The sequence below is a fragment of the Streptomyces sp. NPDC101776 genome (assembly GCF_044766845.1).
Taxonomy (GTDB): domain Bacteria; phylum Actinomycetota; class Actinomycetes; order Streptomycetales; family Streptomycetaceae; genus Streptomyces.
In genome coordinates this window covers 193,277-211,690 of record NZ_JBIWMV010000016.1, presented here as the reverse complement: position 1 = coordinate 211,690, position 18,414 = coordinate 193,277, and the positions used below count along the sequence as shown (strand labels likewise).

Here is an 18,414-nt window from a genome sequence, read left to right as displayed (position 1 = left end):
ACCATGGCGTACCAGCCGTCCCAGAAAACCAGGAAGACCGTCCTCGGCATCGGCGGCATCGCCGTCCTGGCCGGTCTCAACGCCCCGGCCGCCCTCGACTTCGCCGGTGAGCAGTACCACGAGTACAAGATCACCCGGCCCGGCTACATGGCCAAGTACGGCTCCTGGGACCAGATCGACATCCCGAAGGAGTACCGCACCAACGCCATCCACGCCTCGCTGCTGCACACCGGCAAGGTGCTGCTCGTCGCGGGCTCCGGCAACGAGCAGAAGAAGTTCAACGCCGGTTCCTTCGACACCGTCCTGTGGGACCCGAAGGCCAACACCTTCAAGAAGATCCCCACCCCGGTCGACTTCTTCTGCGGCGGACACAGCCAACTCCCCAGCGGCAACCTGCTGGTGGCCGGCGGCACCGCCCGCTACGAACTCCTCGACGGCGAGGTCAAGCGCGCGGGCGGCGGTATGCGCGTGAAGAACGAGAACCCCAACAAGCCGATGTTCCTCAAGAAGGGCACCGTCTTCCGCTCACCGGCCGGCGTCGACTACGTCACCAGGTTCGACGTCACCGTCCCCAAGGCCAAGCGCGACTTCAAGGTGACGTACAACGCCCGCGGTGTGATGCAGCCCTGGCAGACCAAGGTCACCGCGAGCGAGGTCCGGGTCTTCGTCGAGGCCACCGAGGCGGGCCCGATGTCGGTCACCGAGAAGCAGGCGCAGTACGACGTCGTCGGCCTCAAGGGCATCGACGCGAACAACACGTACGGCCTCTCCGAGAAGATCACCCTGGAGAAGCAGGACTACCAAGGCATCCGCGCCGCCTACGAGTTCGACCCGAAGGCCGAGCGGTACATCGCCGTCGACCCGATGGAGAAGGCCCGTTGGTACCCGACCCTCGTCGGCCTCGACGACGGCCGCGTCCTCGCCGTCTCCGGGCTCGACGACGTCGGCGTCATCGACCAGGGCGACAACGAGATCTACGACCCGAAGACCAAGAAGTGGACCCCGGGCCCCAAGCGCTACTTCCCCACCTACCCGGCCCTGTTCCTCACCAAGGGCGGCAAGCTCTTCTACCCGGCCTCCAACGCGGGCTACGGTCCCGCCAACAAGGGCCGCGAGGCCGGACTTTGGGACCTCAAGACCAACAAGTTCACCAAGGTCGCCGGGCTGCGCGACCCCGAGGAGACCGAGACCTCCTCCTCCCTCCTGCTGCCGCCCGCCCAGGACCAGAAGGTGATGATCCTCGGCGGCGGAGGCGTCGGCGAGTCCAAGAAGTCGACCCCGCGCACGGCGGTCGTCGACCTCAAGCAGGACAGCCCCGTCTTCAAGGACGGCCCCGATCTCCCGCAGGGCACGCGGTACTTGAACAGCGTGATCATGCCGGACGACTCGGTCTTCACCACCAACGGCTCCTCCGACTACCGCGGCCGCAGCGCCAGCAACATCTTCAAGGCGCAGTTCTACGACCCGAAGGGCAACGCCTTCCGTGAGGCCGCCGCCCCGATGGTCGGCCGCAACTACCACTCCGAGGCACTGCTGTTGCCCGACGGCCGGGTCGTCACCTTCGGCTCCGACCCGCTCTTCGACGACCAGGCCAACACCAAACTGGGCCACTTCGAGCAGCGCATGGAGATCTTCACCCCGCCCGCGCTGCACAAGAACGGCGGCGACAGGCCCGTACTCCAGGACGGTCCGGAGACCCTGGACCGCCACCACCGGGCGACCTTCCGCACCGACCACCCCGACCGGGTCGTCAAGGCCCGTCTGATGCGCCCGAGTTCGGTCACGCACACGACGGACGTCGAGCAGCGTTCCATCGAGCTCGGCCTCGTCAAGGACGGCAAGTCGGTGACGGTGGACGTACCGAACGACCGGGCGCTGGTACCGCCCGGCTGGTACATGCTGTTCGTGACGGACGCGCAGGGCACGCCGTCGGAGGCCAAGTGGATCCAGGTGCAGTGAAGTTGACCCGGCTGAACTGAACTGCCTTGCTACGCCTTGGAGTTGCGCGCCAGCTCCAAGGCGTACTCCGGCCACCACTGCCCGGCGTCCGGCCCGCCCTCACACGTACCGTCCGAGGCGCCGGGCCGCTTGACCCACAGATAGGCGTCCAGGGCGGTCTCGCCGGTGTCGGTGGTCGGGCGGGTGCCCAGGCCGCGGCCCGGCGGGTTGCACCAGGCGCCGGCCAGCGGCCCGTTGCCGCTGCGGCTGCTGTCGACGACGAAGTGCTTGCCGCCGAGGTCCTTCGACAACTGGACGCCGTACTTCTTCGTCACCGCGTCCGTCTGGAAGTTGGACACGTTGAGGGAGAAGCCGTCGGCCTCCTCGACACCGGCCCGCTTGAGCGGCTCCACGAGCTTCCAAGGGTCCTGGATCCAGGCCGGGTTGCCCGCGTCGAGATACACCTTCGTACCGGACTGCTGCTTCAGCCGGACGACCGCCTCGCTCAGCAACTGCTCCCGCTCGCCCTGGTATTCGCCCGGTGTGCACCCGTCCACCATGTGCGCGACGGCGTCCGGTTCGAGCACGACCAGCGCCTTCGAACTCCCCAGCGCCTCGGCGAACTTGCCGATCCAGGCACGGTAGGCGTCCGCGTCCGCCGCCCCGCCGGCCGAGTGCTGACCGCAGTCCCGGTGCGGAATGTCGTACGCCACGAAGAGCGCCGTACGACCCTCCTGCCGTGCCGCCGCGGTCGCCGCCCTGATCACCGGGCCGGGGTCGAGCTCCCCGGCCGGCCACAGCGCGGTCGGCTCCTCGGCGATCCGCTTGAGCAGTGCGGCGTCCTGCGTGCGCCCCTCCCGCTCCCACATCTGGATCTGCTCGGCCGCCGGACTCGCCGGGTCGACCCAGAAGGACGTGGCGTGTGCGGGGTCCTTGGACCGGGCACCGGCGACGGAGGCCTCGTCGATATCGGACGCGGCCGAACAGCCCACCGCCAGTCCGAACACCGAGAGCACCGCGAACGTTCGGATCAGCCGGGACATGCCGCTCCTTTGCGCGAGGGGACATTAAGTGATGATTCGTCAGCAATTGTGGACGATCCGTCACGGTGGCGGGCCCTGGCGCGCCGGTCGGCCGGTGCGGGAGGTGGGTGCGGATTGCCGGTGGTGTTCGTTGGCGCGTGGTGTGGGGTGTTGCTGCGCGGTGTCGGGCTCCGGTGCGTCGGTCGGCTGCCGAGCGAGGTCGGGGCGGGTTCCCGGTGGTGTTCGTTTGTGCACCAGGTCGGGTGCGGGTGCGGGTGCGGGTGCGGGTGCGTCGGTCGGCCGGCGGCTGAGGGCGGCGCGGATCTCCGGTGGTGCGCGGTGGCGCGCGGTGTTGTGCGCTGGTGCACCGTGTGTGTCGGGCCCTGGCCTGCCGGGTGGCCGCCGTGTGAGGCCGGGGCGGGGTTCTGACGGTGCTTGTCCACGCACCGGGGCGGGTGTGGGTGTGTCGGTCGGCCGGCGCCTGAGATGGGCGTGGATGCCCGGTGGTGTGCGGTGCCGGGTGGTGCAGCGTGTCGGGCTCTGGCGTGCCGGTCGGTGGCCGGGTGGGGCTGGGCGGATGCCGGGTGGTGCAGCGTGTCGGGCTCTGGTGTGCCGGTCGGTGGCCGGGTGGGGCTGGGCGGATGCCCGGTGGTGCAGCGTGTCGGGCTCTGGCGTGCCGGTCGGTGGCCGGGTGGGGCTGGACGGATTCCCGATGGTGCACGGTCGTGGGTGCCGGCGCACCGTGTCGGGCTCCGGCGGGCGGTCAGTCGCCGCCCGATGCCAGTGCGCTGCCCAGCGGGGTTCGTTCGTAGAGCACCTGATGGCCGTAGCGTCGCGCCGTGAGGAGGCCCGCGTCGCGCAGGACCGTCAGGTGTGCGGACACCGACGAGGGTGCGAGGCGGAGGCGGTGGGCGAGGGCGGTGGTGGAGGCGGGTTCGTCGAGTGCGGCCAGTACGGTGGCCCGGCCGCGCCCCAGCAGTCGTAGCAGCGCGTCCGGTGTGTGGTCGGCGGGCTCGGTCCACAGGGCGCCGATGCCGCGGGCCGGGTAGGCGAGGGTCGGCTGCCAGGGGTGCTCGAAGGTGCTCACCACGTTCGGCCAGATGAAGACGCTGGGCAGCAGCACCAGGCCCTGGCCGTCGAGCCGGCGCTCGTGCTCGCCGCGGAAGTCCACAATCAGCGTCCCGGCGTCCCAGGCGCAGTGCCGGCTGATCTCCGGGAGCAGCACACCGAGCCCGACCTCGGCGAGCCGGCGCGAGTGGTAGGCGATGTCCGCCTCCAGCAGGGCGCGCAGCCGTGGCCAGTCCGGCGCGACCAGGGTGTGCCAGACGGTCTCCATCGCGTCCGCCAACTCCTCGATCATGCGGGCGGGTTCACGCAGCCAGGCCCGGCCGCGCGCCGACTCCAACGCGCCCGGGGTGGAGGCCAGCGAGCGGGCCGTGTCCTCCCGGGCCCGCGCCGGATCGGCGGCGCGAACCGCTGCGATCTCCTCCTCGAAGGTGGCCGCCGGACCGATCGGCGGCGGGCACAGCCAGCCGGGGCAGTGGCCGGTGTGCGGCATCAGCAGCCACAGCGGCGCGAGATCGAGCCCGGCCGCCGCCGCACCGGTCCGCCGCAGCCAGGGCGCGTGATACCCCTGCCGCTCCGGCCGCTTGAGCGTGCGCACCACATCCTGCGTCTCCCACAACGGTGACACCGCGAACCGGCACCTGAGGAAGTCGTCCTCCCCGAAATACAGCCGCGACGGCATGCCGACACCCCTAAAGGAACCAGGCCGGAAGATTCGGCCGTACCCGAAACTCTAGGACGCCCCGGTGCCGGTGAGCACGCTGCTCTCCATGCTTCAAGCCCCGCCCGCGCCGCCCACCGGCTACCGCCGCGTCCTCGCCGTCCCCGAGTTCCGCTTCGTCTTCGCCGCCCACGCGCTCTCCCTCCTCGGCGTGGTCGTCACCGAGATCGCGCTCTCCGTCCTCGTCTACGACCTCACCGGCTCGCCCCTGCTGAGCGCGCTCGCGTTCGCGGTGGGCTTCCTGCCGTATCTGATCGGAGGGACGCTGCTCGCCGGAGTCGCCGACCGCTACCCGGCCCGACGCGTGCTGGTGGTCTGCGACCTGGTGTGCGCGGCCTGCGTCGCCGCGATGGTGACGCCCGGCACCGGCATCGCCGTCCTGCTGCTGCTCCGCTGCGCGCTCGCCGTCGTCTCACCGGTGTTCGCGGGCACCCGGATGGCGACGCTCGCCGACATCCTCGGCGACGGCGACCTGTTCGTCCTCGGCCGCTCGCTGCTGCGGATCGTGTCGCAGAGCGCGCTGCTCGTCGGATTCGGACTCGGCGGCCTGCTGCTCACCGCGGTCTCCCCGCGCCACGCCCTGCTGATCACCGTCGGCACCTTCCTCGCCTCCGCCGCTCTGCTGCGCCTCGGCACCCGGCGCCGCCCCGCGCGGGCGAGCGGCGGCGGTGCCCTGCTGGCCGACTCCCTCAAGGGCGCCCGGCAGGTCCTCGCCGACCGCCGGGTCCGGGCGCTGCTCCTGCTCTTCTGGCTCCCGGCGATGTTCTCCGTCGCCCCGGAGGCACTCGCCGCGCCCTACGCGGCCGGACTCGGCGCCAGTTCGACCGGGCTCGGGCTGCTGATGTGCGCCCTGCCCGTCGGCACGATCGCCGGTGAGCTGTACGCCGGCTCCCGGCTGCGCCCCGCCACCCGGGAGCGGATCACCCTCCCGCTGGTCTGCTGCACCCTGCTGCCCTACCTCGGCTACGCCTGCCGCCCGGGCCTCGCCGTCTCCCTGGTGCTGCTGATGGTCGCGGGCGCCGGGTCCGCGTACACGCTGGGCCTCGACCAGTGGTTCGTACGGGACGTGCCCGAGGAACTGCGCGGCCGGGCCATGACCCTGCTCACCGCCGGGCTGATGACGATCCAGGGCGTGGGCATGGCCCTGGCCGGTGTCGCCGCCGAGTTCGCCGGGGTGCGCGGGGCGGTGGTGGGCGCCGGGGCGCTCGGCACGGTGTGCTGCGCGCTGCTCGCCGTAGAAGCGGGCAGGACCGCCGAGGGGGAGCCCCACGGACCGAAAGACGAGACGGGGCTGACCACGATGTGACCGGCCGGTAAGGTCTGGTGCCGTGCCGAAGCCCCTCAGTCTCCCTTTCGACCCCATCGCCCGCGCCGACGAACACTGGAAGCAACGCTGGGGAAGCGTGCCCTCGATGGCCGCCATCACCTCGATCATGCGGGCACAGCAGATCCTGCTCGCCGAGGTCGACGCGGTCGTCAAGCCGTACGGACTGACCTTCGCGCGCTACGAGGCACTGGTGCTGCTCACCTTCTCCAAGGCGGGTGAGCTGCCGATGTCCAAGATCGGCGAGCGGCTCATGGTGCACCCCACGTCCGTGACGAACACCGTGGACCGCCTGGCCAGGTCCGGCCTCGTCGCCAAATGCCCCAACCCCAACGACGGCCGCGGCACCCTCGCCTCCATCACCGACAAGGGCCGCGAGGTCTGCGACGCGGCGACCCGCGACCTGATGGAGATGGACTTCGGGCTCGGCGCCTACGACGCGGAGGAGTGTGGCGAGATCTTCGCGATGCTGCGTCCGCTGAGGGTCGCGGCGGCGGACTTCGACGAGGAGTGACTCGGGCGAGGTACGAGGACTCACCCGAGTAGGAGACGACGACTGACCCGGGGAAAGATCGCCCGGAACCGGTCGTTACGCTCGTCCTCATGAAAAAGAGCGTGCTGACCCGCTACCGCGTCATGGCGTACGTCACGGGTGTCCTGCTGGTCCTGCTGTGCTTCAGCATGATCGCCAAGTACCTCCTCAAGATCGACGGCGCCGGGAGCTTCACCGAGGTCGTCGCCATCGCGCACGGCTGGCTGTACGTCGTGTACCTGCTCTTCGCGTTCGACCTGGGCTCCAAGGCGAAGTGGCCGGTCGGCAAGCAGCTCTGGGTGCTGCTCGCGGGGACCATTCCGACGGCCGCCTTCTTCGTGGAGCGCAAGATCAGCCACGAGCTGGAGTCGAAGATCATCGAGCCGACGCCGGTCGCCGCCAAGGTGTAGACACCACCGCCGTACGAGTTCCGTGCGGCGGTTGCCCATCGACATTTACTAGGACGTCCTAGTAAATTCGAAGCATGGACGCTGACGCCATCGCAGAGGGCCGCCGACGCTGGCAGGCCCGGTTCGACGCCGCACGTACGCGTGAGGCCGACTTCACCACGCTCTCCGGGGACCCGGTCGAGCCGGTGTACGGGCCACGCCCCGGGGACAGGTACGACGGCTTCGAGCGGATCGGGTGGCCCGGCGAGTATCCGTACACACGCGGGCTGTACGCGACGGGTTACCGGGGGCGGACGTGGACGATCCGGCAGTTCGCCGGGTTCGGGAACGCCGAGCAGACCAATGAGCGGTACAAGAAGATCCTGGCCAACGGCGGCGGCGGCCTCTCCGTCGCCTTCGACATGCCGACCCTGATGGGCCGCGACTCCGACGACCCGCGCGCGCTCGGCGAGGTCGGGCACTGCGGGGTCGCCATCGACTCCGCCGCCGACATGGAGGTCCTGTTCAAGGACATCCCGCTGGGCGACGTCACGACCTCGATGACGATCAGCGGGCCCGCCGTCCCCGTCTTCTGCATGTACCTGGTCGCCGCAGAGCGGCAGGGCATCGACCCCGCCGTCCTCAACGGCACGCTCCAGACCGACATCTTCAAGGAGTACATCGCCCAGAAGGAGTGGCTCTTCGAGCCCGAGCCGCATCTGCGCCTCATCGGCGACCTCATGGAGTACTGCGCGACCGGCATCCCCGCCTACAAGCCGCTGTCCGTCTCCGGTTACCACATCCGTGAAGCCGGCTCCACGGCCGCGCAGGAGCTGGCGTACACCCTCGCGGACGGTTTCGGATACGTCGAACTCGGCCTCTCCCGCGGCCTCGACGTGGACGTGTTCGCGCCCGGCCTGTCCTTCTTCTTCGACGCGCACGTCGACTTCTTCGAGGAGATCGCCAAGTTCCGTGCCGCGCGCCGCATTTGGGCCCGCTGGATGCGGGACGTCTACGGCGCGCGGTCCGAGAAGGCGCAGTGGCTGCGCTTCCACACTCAGACCGCCGGTGTCTCGCTGACCGCGCAGCAGCCGTACAACAACGTCGTCCGTACGGCGGTCGAGGCCCTCGCGGCGGTGCTCGGCGGGACCAACTCGCTGCACACCAACGCCCTGGACGAGACCCTCGCACTGCCCAGCGAGCAGGCCGCGGAGATCGCGCTGCGCACGCAGCAGGTGCTGATGGAGGAGACCGGGGTCGCCAACGTGGCGGATCCACTGGGTGGTTCGTGGTACGTCGAGCAGCTCACCGACCGGATCGAGGCGGACGCCGAGAAGATCTTCGAGCAGATCAGGGAGCGCGGGATGCGGGCCCACCCGGACGGGCGGCACCCGATCGGGCCGATCACCTCCGGCATCCTGCGCGGCATCGAGGACGGCTGGTTCACCGGCGAGATCGCCGAGGCCGCGTTCCAGTACCAGCGGTCCGTGGAGAAGGGCGACAAGCGGGTCGTGGGTGTGAACGTGCTCCACGGGTCGGTCACCGGGGATCTGGAGATCCTGCGGGTCAGCCACGAGGTGGAGCGGGAGCAGATCCGGGAGTTGGGGGCGCGGAAGGGCGTACGGGACGAGGCGGCCGTAGGAGCGGCCTTGAACGCGATGCTCGCGGCCGCGCGGGACGGGTCGAACATGATCGGGCCGATGCTGGACGCGGCGCGGGCGGAGGCGACGCTCGGGGAGATCTGCGGGGTGCTGCGGGACGAGTGGGGGGTGTACACGGAGCCCGCGGGGTTTTGAGGGCGGGCGGGTTTCCTTCCCGAGGTAAAGGAGCGGTCAAATTCCACCACGCTTTGCCCGCTTCCGTCGGATCTTTGGCTCTTGGTGGAGAATCTTTGACCTTCTCATGAAGATCACATCATGAGAACGTTCACAGGTAAGCGGCAGCGCCAGTTCATGGGGGGCGGGTGCTGGCCAATGCCGCGTGAGGGCGTTGCCGTAGGGGTGCCGGCCTCCGCTCCTGTCATGCCCATGGTGGATGCTGTCGAACGTCGAAGAGATGGTTGGGCAGATCCGCATGCCACCGTTCAGAGACGTCGGCAGACGCCGACGACGTATCCGCGACGCCGTGACAAGAGGGGTCAGCGGGACAGCTCTCGTCACAGCAGCGGCCGTACTGATGGGCCTGGTGCAGGCCTCACCGGTCGCGGCCGCAACCGCCGAGGACGACACCGGGTACTACCGCAACAGCGTCGGTGAGACCCAGCGGCTCAACCGCTGTCTCACGGGCGTGGCCCTGCACTACGGCGGAGCGGCCATGAAGGCCAAGGCCATCGAGGGTCTGACCGGCACCGACGACGAACTCCGGGCCATCGTCGGGGACGCCGGCTCGATCGGCTTCTACGCGCTGGGACAGGCCAGGGACGCCGACAGGGACGCGGGGCTCGACTACCGCGATGCCTCCGTCACCCTCACCGCGGCACTCGACGCGGCCAACAAGCCCTACGTCACCTCCGCCTACGCCAGCGACGACATGGAGTGGCACGCGCCGGAATTCGACGCGGACGTACGCCAGTTCACCCTGTTCACGCAGGCGGAGATGGCGAACCGGCTCGGCTGGGACGGCCACTCCAACGCCGGTGCCGACGCCGTGGCGCGGGCCAAGGAGATCGCCGCCGCGGCCAAGGGCCAGGACTCCTGGAGCGATGCCGCCGCCGACGACATGCTCACCGCCGCGGAGCTGAACAACACCGGCTACGCGCGCGGCACCACCGCCAGCGACGTCGCGTCCTACCTGCGGCACGGCGGCTACCTCACCGCGGCGCCCGCCGAGGGTTCCGCCGAGTACCGCATCGAGGTCGAGGCCCTGAAGCAGGCATGGGCCGCCTGCGACAGCCAGAACCCGATCGACGCCCGGCGCGTGCTCAACGGCCCGGTGATGACCGCGATGGTCGAGTGGGAGACGGAGTACGCCGCTCAGGCCACCCCGCGCGCCACGATCATCCAGGCGGAGTCGGACGCGGCCGTCGCCACCCGCGAAGCCACCGACGACATGATCCAGGCCATCGGGCAGACCTGGCTGGTCGAGCAGATCCTGACCTGGCGCAAGTACTGGCAGGACAAGCTCGCCAACGACCCCGACGCGCTCAGCCAGCCCGACCAGGCGCTCTACGACCAGGCCACCGCCGACCTGGCCCGCGCCCGGAACAACGTCGCCACCCTGGTCACCTCGGCTGAGCAGCACGCGGCCACCGCCGCCGACGCCGCCACGAAGGCCGCCACCGCCCAGCAGACCGCCTGGGCCATCGCCGACACGAACAACGTGCCGCGCGGCCGGGGCCTGATGTACGCCCAGCAGTCGGTGCAGGTCGCCCGCGCCTCCGGCGCCGCGGCCGAGGCCGCCGCCAAGGCGACCCGGACCACGCTGGAGGCCGCCAACGCCACCGTCGCCGACAGCGACACCCTGCTGGCCAAGGCGCAGGCCCAGTCGCACGCCGTGAACACCGAGTTCCGCCGGATCGCCGCGCAGGAGGCCGCCACCCAGGCGAAGGCCGCCGCCGACACCGCGGACGCCCAGGCGAAGGCCGCCGCCGACAGCGCCACCGACGCGAAGGCCGCCCAGGCGACCGCCGAGGCCAGGAGCGACCAGGCCCACGACGCCGCCGCCACCGCGCAGACCCAGCGGGCCGCCGCCGAACTGGAGCACGCCACCGCGGTCGCCTCCAGGGTCGGCGCCGCCGCCGAGCGGGCCAAGGCACAGGCCGCCGAGGCCGAGGCCGGCACCCAGAAGACCGCCGCGGACACGGCCAAGACGGCCGCAGCGACGGCCGCCGCCACCGCCAAGGAGAAGCGCACCACCGCCGACAAGAAGGCCGCGGCCGCCGCCACCGCGCGCGAGGCCGCCGTAGCCGCCAAGGAGAAGAAGCAGGCCACAGCGGCCCGCGCCGCCGCTCTGCAGGCGGCCGCCGAGGCCGCCGCGGGCAGTGCCGCGGCTGGTGAGACCCGGGACGCCGCCGACAAGGCCCGCACCGCCGCGGACCAGGCGGCCACCGCCGCCACCGCCGCGCAGACCGCCGCCGAGGAGGCGACGGCCGCCGCGGTCACCGCCCGGTCCGCCGCCACCAAGGCGGAGGGCGCGGCCGAACGCGCCCAGGCCGACGCCGACCACGCGTGGTCGGCCTACCTGAAGGCGACCGGCGCCGCCGCGTCCGCGCATGTCGCGGCAGCCGAGGCACTGGACGCCTCCCAGGACGCCGCCCTCCGCGCGGACAACGCGGCCACCGCCTCGGAGAACGCCACCGACCTGGCCAAGAAGGCCGGTGAGGAGGCCGCGGCCGCCGCGCCCGAGGCCGACGCCGCCGTCCAGGCCGCCGCCACCGCGGCCGGCCGCGCCTACGCCGCCGGACAGGCGGCACTCGCCGCCCGGGACAGCGCCAACGCCGCCGTCACCGCCGGCGACAACGCCGTGACCGTGGGAACGCCGTACCGGGAGACGGACAGCTCGGCCGCGTTCGCCGTGCTCGTCGGCCAGTCCGCCAAGACCCTGGCGGAGCAGCAGGCCGCCGCGGCCGAGGCCAAGGCCGCCGAAGCGGCGGAAGCCGCCGAAGCCGCCCAGCAGGCGGCCGACCAGGCACTGGGCGACGCCAAGCTCGCCGCGGAGGCAGCGGCCCAGGCCGCCGCCGACACCGTTCGGGCCGCCGGGGCCGTCACCCGAGCCCAGGCGTCCGCCACCGAGGCGGCCGCGGCGCGGAAGGCGGCGCAGAAAGCCGCCGACACCGCCTCCGGGTACGCCCAGCAGGCCGGCGACGACGCGGCCAGTGCCCGCCTCACCGCCGACGCCACCTCGACCGAGGCCACCCAGGCGGACCGTGAGGCCACCGAGGCCGAGCGCGACGCCGCCAAGGCCGGGGAGTCCGCCGACCGGGCGGCCAACGCGGCCGGCGACGCCGAGAACACCGCCACCCAGGCCGAGCAGGACGCCAAGGACGCCGAGGCGAAGGCCGCCGACGCCGACGCCGGCAGCAGCGCTGCAGAGGACGCCGCCGCCCAGGCCGAACAGGAACAGCGCGAACAGGACGAGGCCGACAGCGCGGAAGCCCTGAAGACCGGCAACACGCCGATCGCGGGCGGCGCGGGCAACTGGCCGGCCCTCGGCGCCGACGAGAAGCAGATCCTCCTCGACCAGTGCGGTCAGACCTGCGTCGACGAGTACACGGCCGGTCGCGCCGCGGTCGACGTCGACCTCGTCGCGTGGACCGCCGCGCACGGCGGCCAGATCCTGCTGGACCAGCTCGGCGCCACCAAGGTCAAGCAGTGCCTGGCCCTGGACGGCACCGAGAGCTGCCTGTGGTCGCTCGTGGACATCCCGTCCGCCGCCGTGATCGTCGGCCGGATCCCCGCCCTGGCGGAGGCCATCGAGACGGTGAGCACCGGCGTCCGCCAGGTGTTCATCGACGCCTACGCCGCCCAGCGCCGGCTGACCGAGCTGGCCCAGCTCATCAGTGAGACCCGAAGTACGCCCCGCCTGGAGCAGTGCGTCGCGGGCGTGGCCACACACGTCGGCGGCGCCGCGATGAAGGCCAAGGCCATCGAGGGCCTGACCGGCACCGCCGACCAACTGCACACCGTGGTCGGAGACATCGGCTGGATCGGCCTCGAACCCCTGGGCCAGGCCCGGGACGCGGACCGTACCGCGGGCTTCGACTACCGAGACGCGGTCGCCGCGCGCAAGAGTGCGCTGGAGGACGCCAACCGCCCGTACGCGCTCAGCTCGTTCAGCGACGAGATCTCCCTGCACGCGCCCGAGTTCGACGCGGACGTCCTCCAGTTCACCCTGTTCACGCAGGCGGAGATGGCGAACCGGCTCGGCTGGGACGGCCACAGCAACGCCAGTGCCGAGTCCATCGCCCAGGCCAGGAAGATCGCCCAGGAGAACATGGGCAAGGACTCCTGGAACGACTACGCGGCGAGCACCATGCTCAGCGCCGCCCAGGTCAACAACACGCGCTACTCCGGCGGCACCACCGCCACCGACATCGCCTCCTACCTGAGCCACGGCGGCTACCTCACCGAGGCCCCCGCCGCCGACTCGCCCGAGTTCCGCGTCGAGGTGGAGAACCTCAAGCAGGCCTGGTCGTCCTGCGACAACCAGGACCCGGTCGACCCGCACAACGCCCTCGCGGCCGTCGTCTCCACCGCGACCGCCGAGTGGAACGCGGAGTACGCCGCCCAGTCCGCGCCGCGCGCCGCGATCCTCCAGGCGGAGGCCGACGCGTCGGCCGCCACCCGCGCCGCGACCGACGCCATGGTCGAGGCCGTCGGCCAGGCCTGGCTCGCCGAGCAGATCCTGCTCTGGCAGAAGTACTGGCACGACACCCTGGAGAACGACCCGAACAGCATCCTCAAGCCCAAGAAGGCGCTGTTCGACCAGGCCAACACCGACCTCGCGCGTGCCCGCGGCAAGGTTCAGGCGCTCGTCACGTCCGCGAAGCAGCAGGCTACGGCCGCCGCGGCCGCCGCCACCCGCGCGGTGACCGCGCAGCAGCAGGCGTACGACATCGCCGACGCGGCCGAGGTGCCGCGCGGCCGGGGTCTGATGTACGCCCAGCAGTCGGTGCAGGTGGCCCGAGCCTCCGGGGCCGCCGCGACCGCGGCCGCCAAGGCGACGGAGACGGCCCTGAACGCGGCCAACGCCACGGTCTCCACCTCGCAGGCGCTGCTGGCGCTGGCGCAGACCGAGGCGCACGCGATCAACACCGAGTTCCGCCGCATCGCCGCCCAGGAGGCCGCCGCCCAGGCGAAGGCCGCCGCGGACAGCGCCGAGGCGTACGCCGCCTCCGCCGCCAAGAACGCGGCCATCGCCAAGAAGGCCAAGGAGGACGCGGCCCGCGAGGAGGAGGAGGCCCGCCAGGCCGCCGCCGACGCGCAGCGGACCCGCGCGGTCGCCGACCTGGAGCGCGCCAACGCGGCGGCCTACCGGGCCACCGCCGAGCGCGAACGGGACATCGCCGCCGGCCACGAGGCCGACGCCGTCGCCCAAGGCCGGATCGCGAGCGATGCCCGCGCCTCGGCCGAGGCGTCCGGCACGATCGCCTCCGACAAGCGGGCGGTGGCCGAACAGGCCGAGAGGGGCGCCGTCGCCGCCCGCGACGACGCCCTGGAGGCGGAGCAGCGGCGCGACTCGCTGCTCGCGAAGGCCGCAGCCCTGGAGGCGAAGGCCGACGCCGACGAGGGGACGGACGCGGCCGAGGCATCCCGCGCCGCCGCCACCGACGCCCGCTCGGCCGCGGACACCGCCACCACGGCGGCCACCAACGCCCGCGCGTCGGCGGACGCGGCCACGGCCGCCGCCGTCAACGCGCGCGAGGCCGCGACCCAGGCACAGGGCGCCGCGTCCCGGGCCCGGGCAGCGGCCGACGCCACCTGGGCGTCGTACCTGGTTGCCGCCGGTTCCGCCGCCAACGCGCACGTGAAGGCGGCCGAAGCCATCGACGCCTCGGAGGAGGCCGCGGCCGACGCGAAGGGCGCCAAGGAGGAGTCCGACAAGGCGAATACGGCGGCCAAGACCGCCAAGACCGAGGCCGCGGGCGCCCGTTCCGAGGCGCAGCAGACCGCGAACTGGGCGGCGGTGACCGCCGGCAAGGCCCAGGCGGCCGTGGCGTCCGCGCTCGCGGCCCGCGACTCCGCCGCCGCCGTGACCCGGCCGGCGCAGGAGGCGATTGCCCTCGGTACGCCTTACCAACAGGAGGACAGCTCCGCCGCGTTCGCGGTCCTGACGGGGCAGTCGTCCCTGACGGTGGCCGAGCAGCAGGCGGCCGCCGCGGCTGCCACGGCTGGTCTCGCCGAGGAGTTCTCGGCCGAGGCGAAGGCCCTGGCGGCACAGGCCGCGGCCGACATGAAGCTGGCCCTGGAGGCGTCGGCCGCTGCCGCCGCCGACGCGCTGCGCGCCGCCAAGGCGTACCAGCGGGCGCAGGACTCGGCCAACCAGGCCGCGGCCGACGCCAAGGCCGCGCAGGGCTCGGCCGAACGCGCCGACGGCTACGCGATGTCGGCCGGTGAGGACGCGCTGGCGGCGAACTGGGCGGCGAACGAAGCCGAGACGGACGCCGCCGCCGCCGACAACGCGGCGACGGAGGCGGAGCACGACGCCGCCCACGCCCGCGAGGTCGCCACCCAGGCGGAGGCCGACGCGGCCGCCGCCCGTACCACCGCCGACGAGGCGGAGATCGACGCGTCCGCCGCAGAGAAGGCCGCCGAGGGGGCGCGCGACGCCGCCCAGGAGGCCCAGGACGCGGCGGACCGCACCGAGAAGGCGGAGAAGGCCCAGCAGATCAGCGATGGCACCGTCCCCGACGGCGCCGACGGTTCGATCGGCGGCGTGTTCTACATCGTCGACCACATCGAAAAGGTCGGCGACCCGCAGGTCATCAGCAAGACGGACGGCTGCGACGGCTGGATCGACCAACTCTTCTACAACGGCGACTGCACCATGACCACCAAGATCCGGTACGTGGCGGTCCTCGATCTGTACCTGTGCACCGCGGCGGACCTGGACCCGCAGAAGTACACCTGCCCGTCCGCGGAAACCACCTACATCGGCCAGACACGGACCGACGAACTGTCCCAGACGGTCACGCACACCATCACGATCGCGGAGTACCAGGAGGGCGTCGACCCGATCGACATCCTCTTCGGCAGCTGGATCAAGTGCGCCAAACTCATCCCGGGTGGGGAGAGCGGAAGCTGGGGCGGTTGCGCCTGGGCCGCGCTGGATGTGGCGTCACTCTTCGCCGGCAAGATCATCCGTCCCATCGCGGACGCGCTGCGCGCCGTGGACGCCGCCTTCGTCACCGGTATCGGAGTCCGGGAGGCCTTCGCGGCGCTCAAGGCGCTCGACGGCATCGACACGGCGGCCGTGGCGGCGATCGAGCGGGAGGTGGCCATCTGGGAGGACCTGAAGACCGGCTGCCTGACCAACAGTTTCCCCGCCACCACCGAAGTGGTCCTGGCCGACGGCCGCCGCAAGGCCATCGGCGACGTACGGACCGGTGATCTGCTGCTGGCCTCCGACCCCGCGACCGGGGAGACCCGGGGCGAGGCCGTCACCCGTACCTTCCAGCACGGCGCCGCCGAGCTGGTCGACGTGACACTGGCCGAGGGCGGCCGTCTCACCAGCACCCCCGGGCACAAGGTCTTCGTATCCGGTCAGGGCTGGATCCTGGCCTCCGACCTGCGCCCCGGGGACACCCTGTCCACCCCGGGCGGCACGCGCACCGTGCTGGCCGTGAACGACCGGCAGGAGGCGGCTCCCCGGACCGTGTACGACGTGACCGTGTCCGGTCTGCACACCTTTTACGCGGTGGCAGGGGACAGCCCGGTCCTGGTCCACAACTGCAACGACCTCGTGTACGACGGGCAGAAGTTCCCCGGTCTGGCCCACACTCTTGACGAGCACACGGCCGGGGCAGCCGCGGACGGGCTGGTCGATGCCGCCAAGGCCGGGCGGTTGGCCGAGTCGAAGGGAGTGAACAGCGTGTTCGTCGACCAGGAGACCGCTCAGGCGGTCGTCGACTACGCGCTGGCCAAGAACGCCACCCGGATCAAGAACTGGCTCTCGAAGACCCGTGATCCGTGGTTCGAGTTCGACGGCACCTTCAGCGGGAAGAGCTCGCTCGGAACGGAGTACCGTGCCGGTGGAGGCACGGCGGCCACGGGCAACAGCTTCTACATGAAGCTCGTGCGCGTCGACAAGAACGTCAGCGGAAAGCACCCCATGGGTTTCTACGTCATGACGTGCTACCCGAAGGGAGTGCTCTGATGCCGCGCTTCACGCCGTTCGACTTCGGGGTCACGCGGGTGATGTCCCTCTTCCATCAGGACTGGAAGCATGAGGGGGACACCCCCGCCGACGCCGTCGCCAACGACCTCGCACGGTCGGAGGACGAACACGTCCTGGCCGTACGCCGTGACGCACGGGCTCTCGACAGCCTCTCGTCCCCGGCGCTGGAGGTGCTCTGGGAAGTCGGCTGCCAGTACATGCCGGCCTTCGAGCCTCTGGGGGGCGGAACGGCGTGGACCCGCACGGTCGCCGGCCTGTGTGACGCCCGGCTGTCGGCGAACGCCACCGTGCAGGTGCTCACGGGGGCGGACGCCGAGGACGGCACCGCCTGCCTCGACGCGGTCGTCGCCGAGATCGGGGAAGCACGGTTCCTCACGGCCGGGGTGCGGTCGGCGCTCACCGACTGCGCGCGCCACTGCACCCCGGACCTGGCGTTCCGGATCCTGCTGAGAGCCATGAGGTGCGCCCCCGAAGTCTCGCTGTCCGCAGCGCAGTACACGAGGCTGGAGGCGATCGGTACGGCGATGCGGTACGGCGAGTTCCTCGTCGACAGCGTCAGGTACCAGGTCCAGGAACCCTGACGGCACGCAACACCTGACGGCCCACGGGGGCGGGCGGAGAACGGATCTCCGGTCGCCCCCGTGGCATGTCCGAAGCGGCTGGAGACCGCCGACGCCGGTGGGCCGCGCGGACGGTCACCTCCATGGCCTCGGCCCCGGTGATGCGGACCACGTCGACAGGCCCCAACTCCTGACCCGCCAGGCGCACTTCACCCCATACCGGGCGTTAACCCGATCGGCATCCTCTTCGGTGGCCGGCGGTCGGCTGGTTCGTCGCGGACGTGATCTTCTGGACGGCGAAGGCCGCTGTGACGGCGATGGACGCCGCCAACAAAACGGGCGTCGGGTTCATGGACGCCTTCCATGCGCTCCGCAGCATCGGTCTGACCGAGGCCGCCGTCGAGGTCGTCGAGAAGTGCCGGACGATCCTCAAGGGCCTGGTGAAGGACGGTGATCACATCGCCCTCGGTATCAACGGCGGCAACGACAGGCCCAGCTCGAACAACACGGAACGCTGGTGTCCGACGAGTGAGAAGGAAAGAGTGGTCATGACGGATTTCGTCCGAGAGGGCCGGCTCTTCAGGGTGACGGCGTTCAACCCGTCGCATCGCCAGCTCTTCCTGGGCAGTGAGGCCCTGCGCGAGGACCGGACCACGACGAGGGTCGAGGTCTATATCGGGCATGTGGAACTGATGTTCCTTAAGCCCATCTACGGGAACGGGCTCCACATCAGGCAGGCGACCGCCGCCGAGTTCGCCGTGCTCAGCGAACGGCACGGCATTCCGGCGGGGGACGCCGAATACACCTGGATGCTGGAGCCGGACGGCGGCAGTTTCGTCGTCGGCGCCAACCCGTCCTGGCGGGAGGCGGAGAGGGCGTTGATGGGCGACCGGGAGTCGTTGTACTCGGGTGAGCCCTGGCCGGAGGGCTTCCCGATGGAATCGGGTCACGTCATCTGAGTGAAAAGAAGAAGGGGCTTCCCCGGTGCTCTGTGCACCGGGGAAGCCCCTTCTTTATCGGCGAATTTGA

10 protein-coding genes are annotated in these 18,414 nt (G+C 71.5%); 8 read left to right on the top strand and 2 right to left on the bottom strand.

Annotation, left to right across the window (positions count from 1 at the left end):
* Positions 1–3 precede the first annotated feature (3 nt).
* The gene (locus ACIRRY_RS37215; RefSeq protein ID WP_403981877.1) at positions 4–1,959 is read left to right on the top strand and encodes a galactose oxidase-like domain-containing protein; all 1,956 of its coding nucleotides are present in this window, start codon (positions 4–6) and stop codon (positions 1,957–1,959) included.
* 29 nt (positions 1,960–1,988) lie between these two features.
* On the opposite strand, the gene ACIRRY_RS37210 is transcribed toward ACIRRY_RS37215, so the two are convergent.
* Both ACIRRY_RS37210 and ACIRRY_RS37205 read right to left on the bottom strand, forming a co-directional pair.
* Positions 1,989–2,981, bottom strand: a complete 993-nt coding sequence (locus tag ACIRRY_RS37210) for a glycoside hydrolase family 6 protein (protein ID WP_403981875.1) — start codon at positions 2,979–2,981, stop codon at positions 1,989–1,991.
* A 742-nt stretch (positions 2,982–3,723) separates the two neighbouring features.
* The gene (locus ACIRRY_RS37205; RefSeq protein WP_403981872.1) at positions 3,724–4,707 is read right to left on the bottom strand and encodes a DUF5937 family protein; all 984 of its coding nucleotides are present in this window, start codon (positions 4,705–4,707) and stop codon (positions 3,724–3,726) included.
* An 88-nt stretch (positions 4,708–4,795) separates the two neighbouring features.
* On the opposite strand from ACIRRY_RS37205, the gene ACIRRY_RS37200 reads away from it, so the two are divergent.
* From ACIRRY_RS37200 to ACIRRY_RS37170, 7 genes are all read left to right on the top strand, one after another.
* Positions 4,796–6,052 carry an MFS transporter gene (locus tag ACIRRY_RS37200; RefSeq protein ID WP_403981870.1) on the top strand — a complete coding sequence of 419 codons (1,257 nt, stop codon included), beginning with the start codon at positions 4,796–4,798 and terminating at the stop codon, positions 6,050–6,052.
* A gap of 22 nt (positions 6,053–6,074) precedes the next feature.
* Positions 6,075–6,584: a MarR family winged helix-turn-helix transcriptional regulator gene (locus ACIRRY_RS37195; protein WP_403981867.1), complete on the top strand. Its 510-nt coding sequence runs from the start codon at positions 6,075–6,077 to the stop codon at positions 6,582–6,584.
* A gap of 89 nt (positions 6,585–6,673) precedes the next feature.
* Complete coding sequence (locus ACIRRY_RS37190) at positions 6,674–7,012, top strand: DUF3817 domain-containing protein (protein WP_403981865.1); 339 nt, start codon at positions 6,674–6,676, stop codon at positions 7,010–7,012.
* Between the two features lie 74 nt (positions 7,013–7,086).
* Entirely contained in the window at positions 7,087–8,787 is a 1,701-nt protein-coding gene (locus tag ACIRRY_RS37185) for a methylmalonyl-CoA mutase (RefSeq protein ID WP_403981862.1), read from the top strand.
* 328 nt (positions 8,788–9,115) lie between these two features.
* Complete coding sequence (locus ACIRRY_RS37180) at positions 9,116–16,804, top strand: polymorphic toxin-type HINT domain-containing protein (RefSeq protein ID WP_403981860.1); 7,689 nt, start codon at positions 9,116–9,118, stop codon at positions 16,802–16,804.
* Complete coding sequence (locus ACIRRY_RS37175; protein WP_403981858.1) at positions 16,804–17,406, top strand: hypothetical protein; 603 nt, start codon at positions 16,804–16,806, stop codon at positions 17,404–17,406. The genes ACIRRY_RS37180 and ACIRRY_RS37175 overlap by 1 nt, the downstream gene beginning before the upstream one ends.
* A gap of 527 nt (positions 17,407–17,933) precedes the next feature.
* Positions 17,934–18,344: a hypothetical protein gene (locus ACIRRY_RS37170; RefSeq protein ID WP_403982019.1), complete on the top strand. Its 411-nt coding sequence runs from the start codon at positions 17,934–17,936 to the stop codon at positions 18,342–18,344.
* The last annotated feature ends 70 nt before the right edge of the window (positions 18,345–18,414 follow it).

What these genes read in the sequence shown, in the direction of transcription:
- ACIRRY_RS37205 (WP_403981872.1), bottom strand. Translation starts at nt 4,707, where the DNA reads ATGCCGTCGCGGCTGTATTTCGGGGAGGACGACTTCCTCAGGTGCCGG.
- ACIRRY_RS37190 (WP_403981865.1), top strand. Translation starts at nt 6,674, where the DNA reads ATGAAAAAGAGCGTGCTGACCCGCTACCGCGTCATGGCGTACGTCACG.
- ACIRRY_RS37200 (WP_403981870.1), top strand. Translation starts at nt 4,796, where the DNA reads ATGCTTCAAGCCCCGCCCGCGCCGCCCACCGGCTACCGCCGCGTCCTC.
- ACIRRY_RS37185 (WP_403981862.1), top strand. Translation starts at nt 7,087, where the DNA reads ATGGACGCTGACGCCATCGCAGAGGGCCGCCGACGCTGGCAGGCCCGG.
- ACIRRY_RS37170 (WP_403982019.1), top strand. Translation starts at nt 17,934, where the DNA reads ATGACGGATTTCGTCCGAGAGGGCCGGCTCTTCAGGGTGACGGCGTTC.
- ACIRRY_RS37175 (WP_403981858.1), top strand. Translation starts at nt 16,804, where the DNA reads ATGCCGCGCTTCACGCCGTTCGACTTCGGGGTCACGCGGGTGATGTCC.
- ACIRRY_RS37215 (WP_403981877.1), top strand. Translation starts at nt 4, where the DNA reads ATGGCGTACCAGCCGTCCCAGAAAACCAGGAAGACCGTCCTCGGCATC.
- ACIRRY_RS37210 (WP_403981875.1), bottom strand. Translation starts at nt 2,981, where the DNA reads ATGTCCCGGCTGATCCGAACGTTCGCGGTGCTCTCGGTGTTCGGACTG.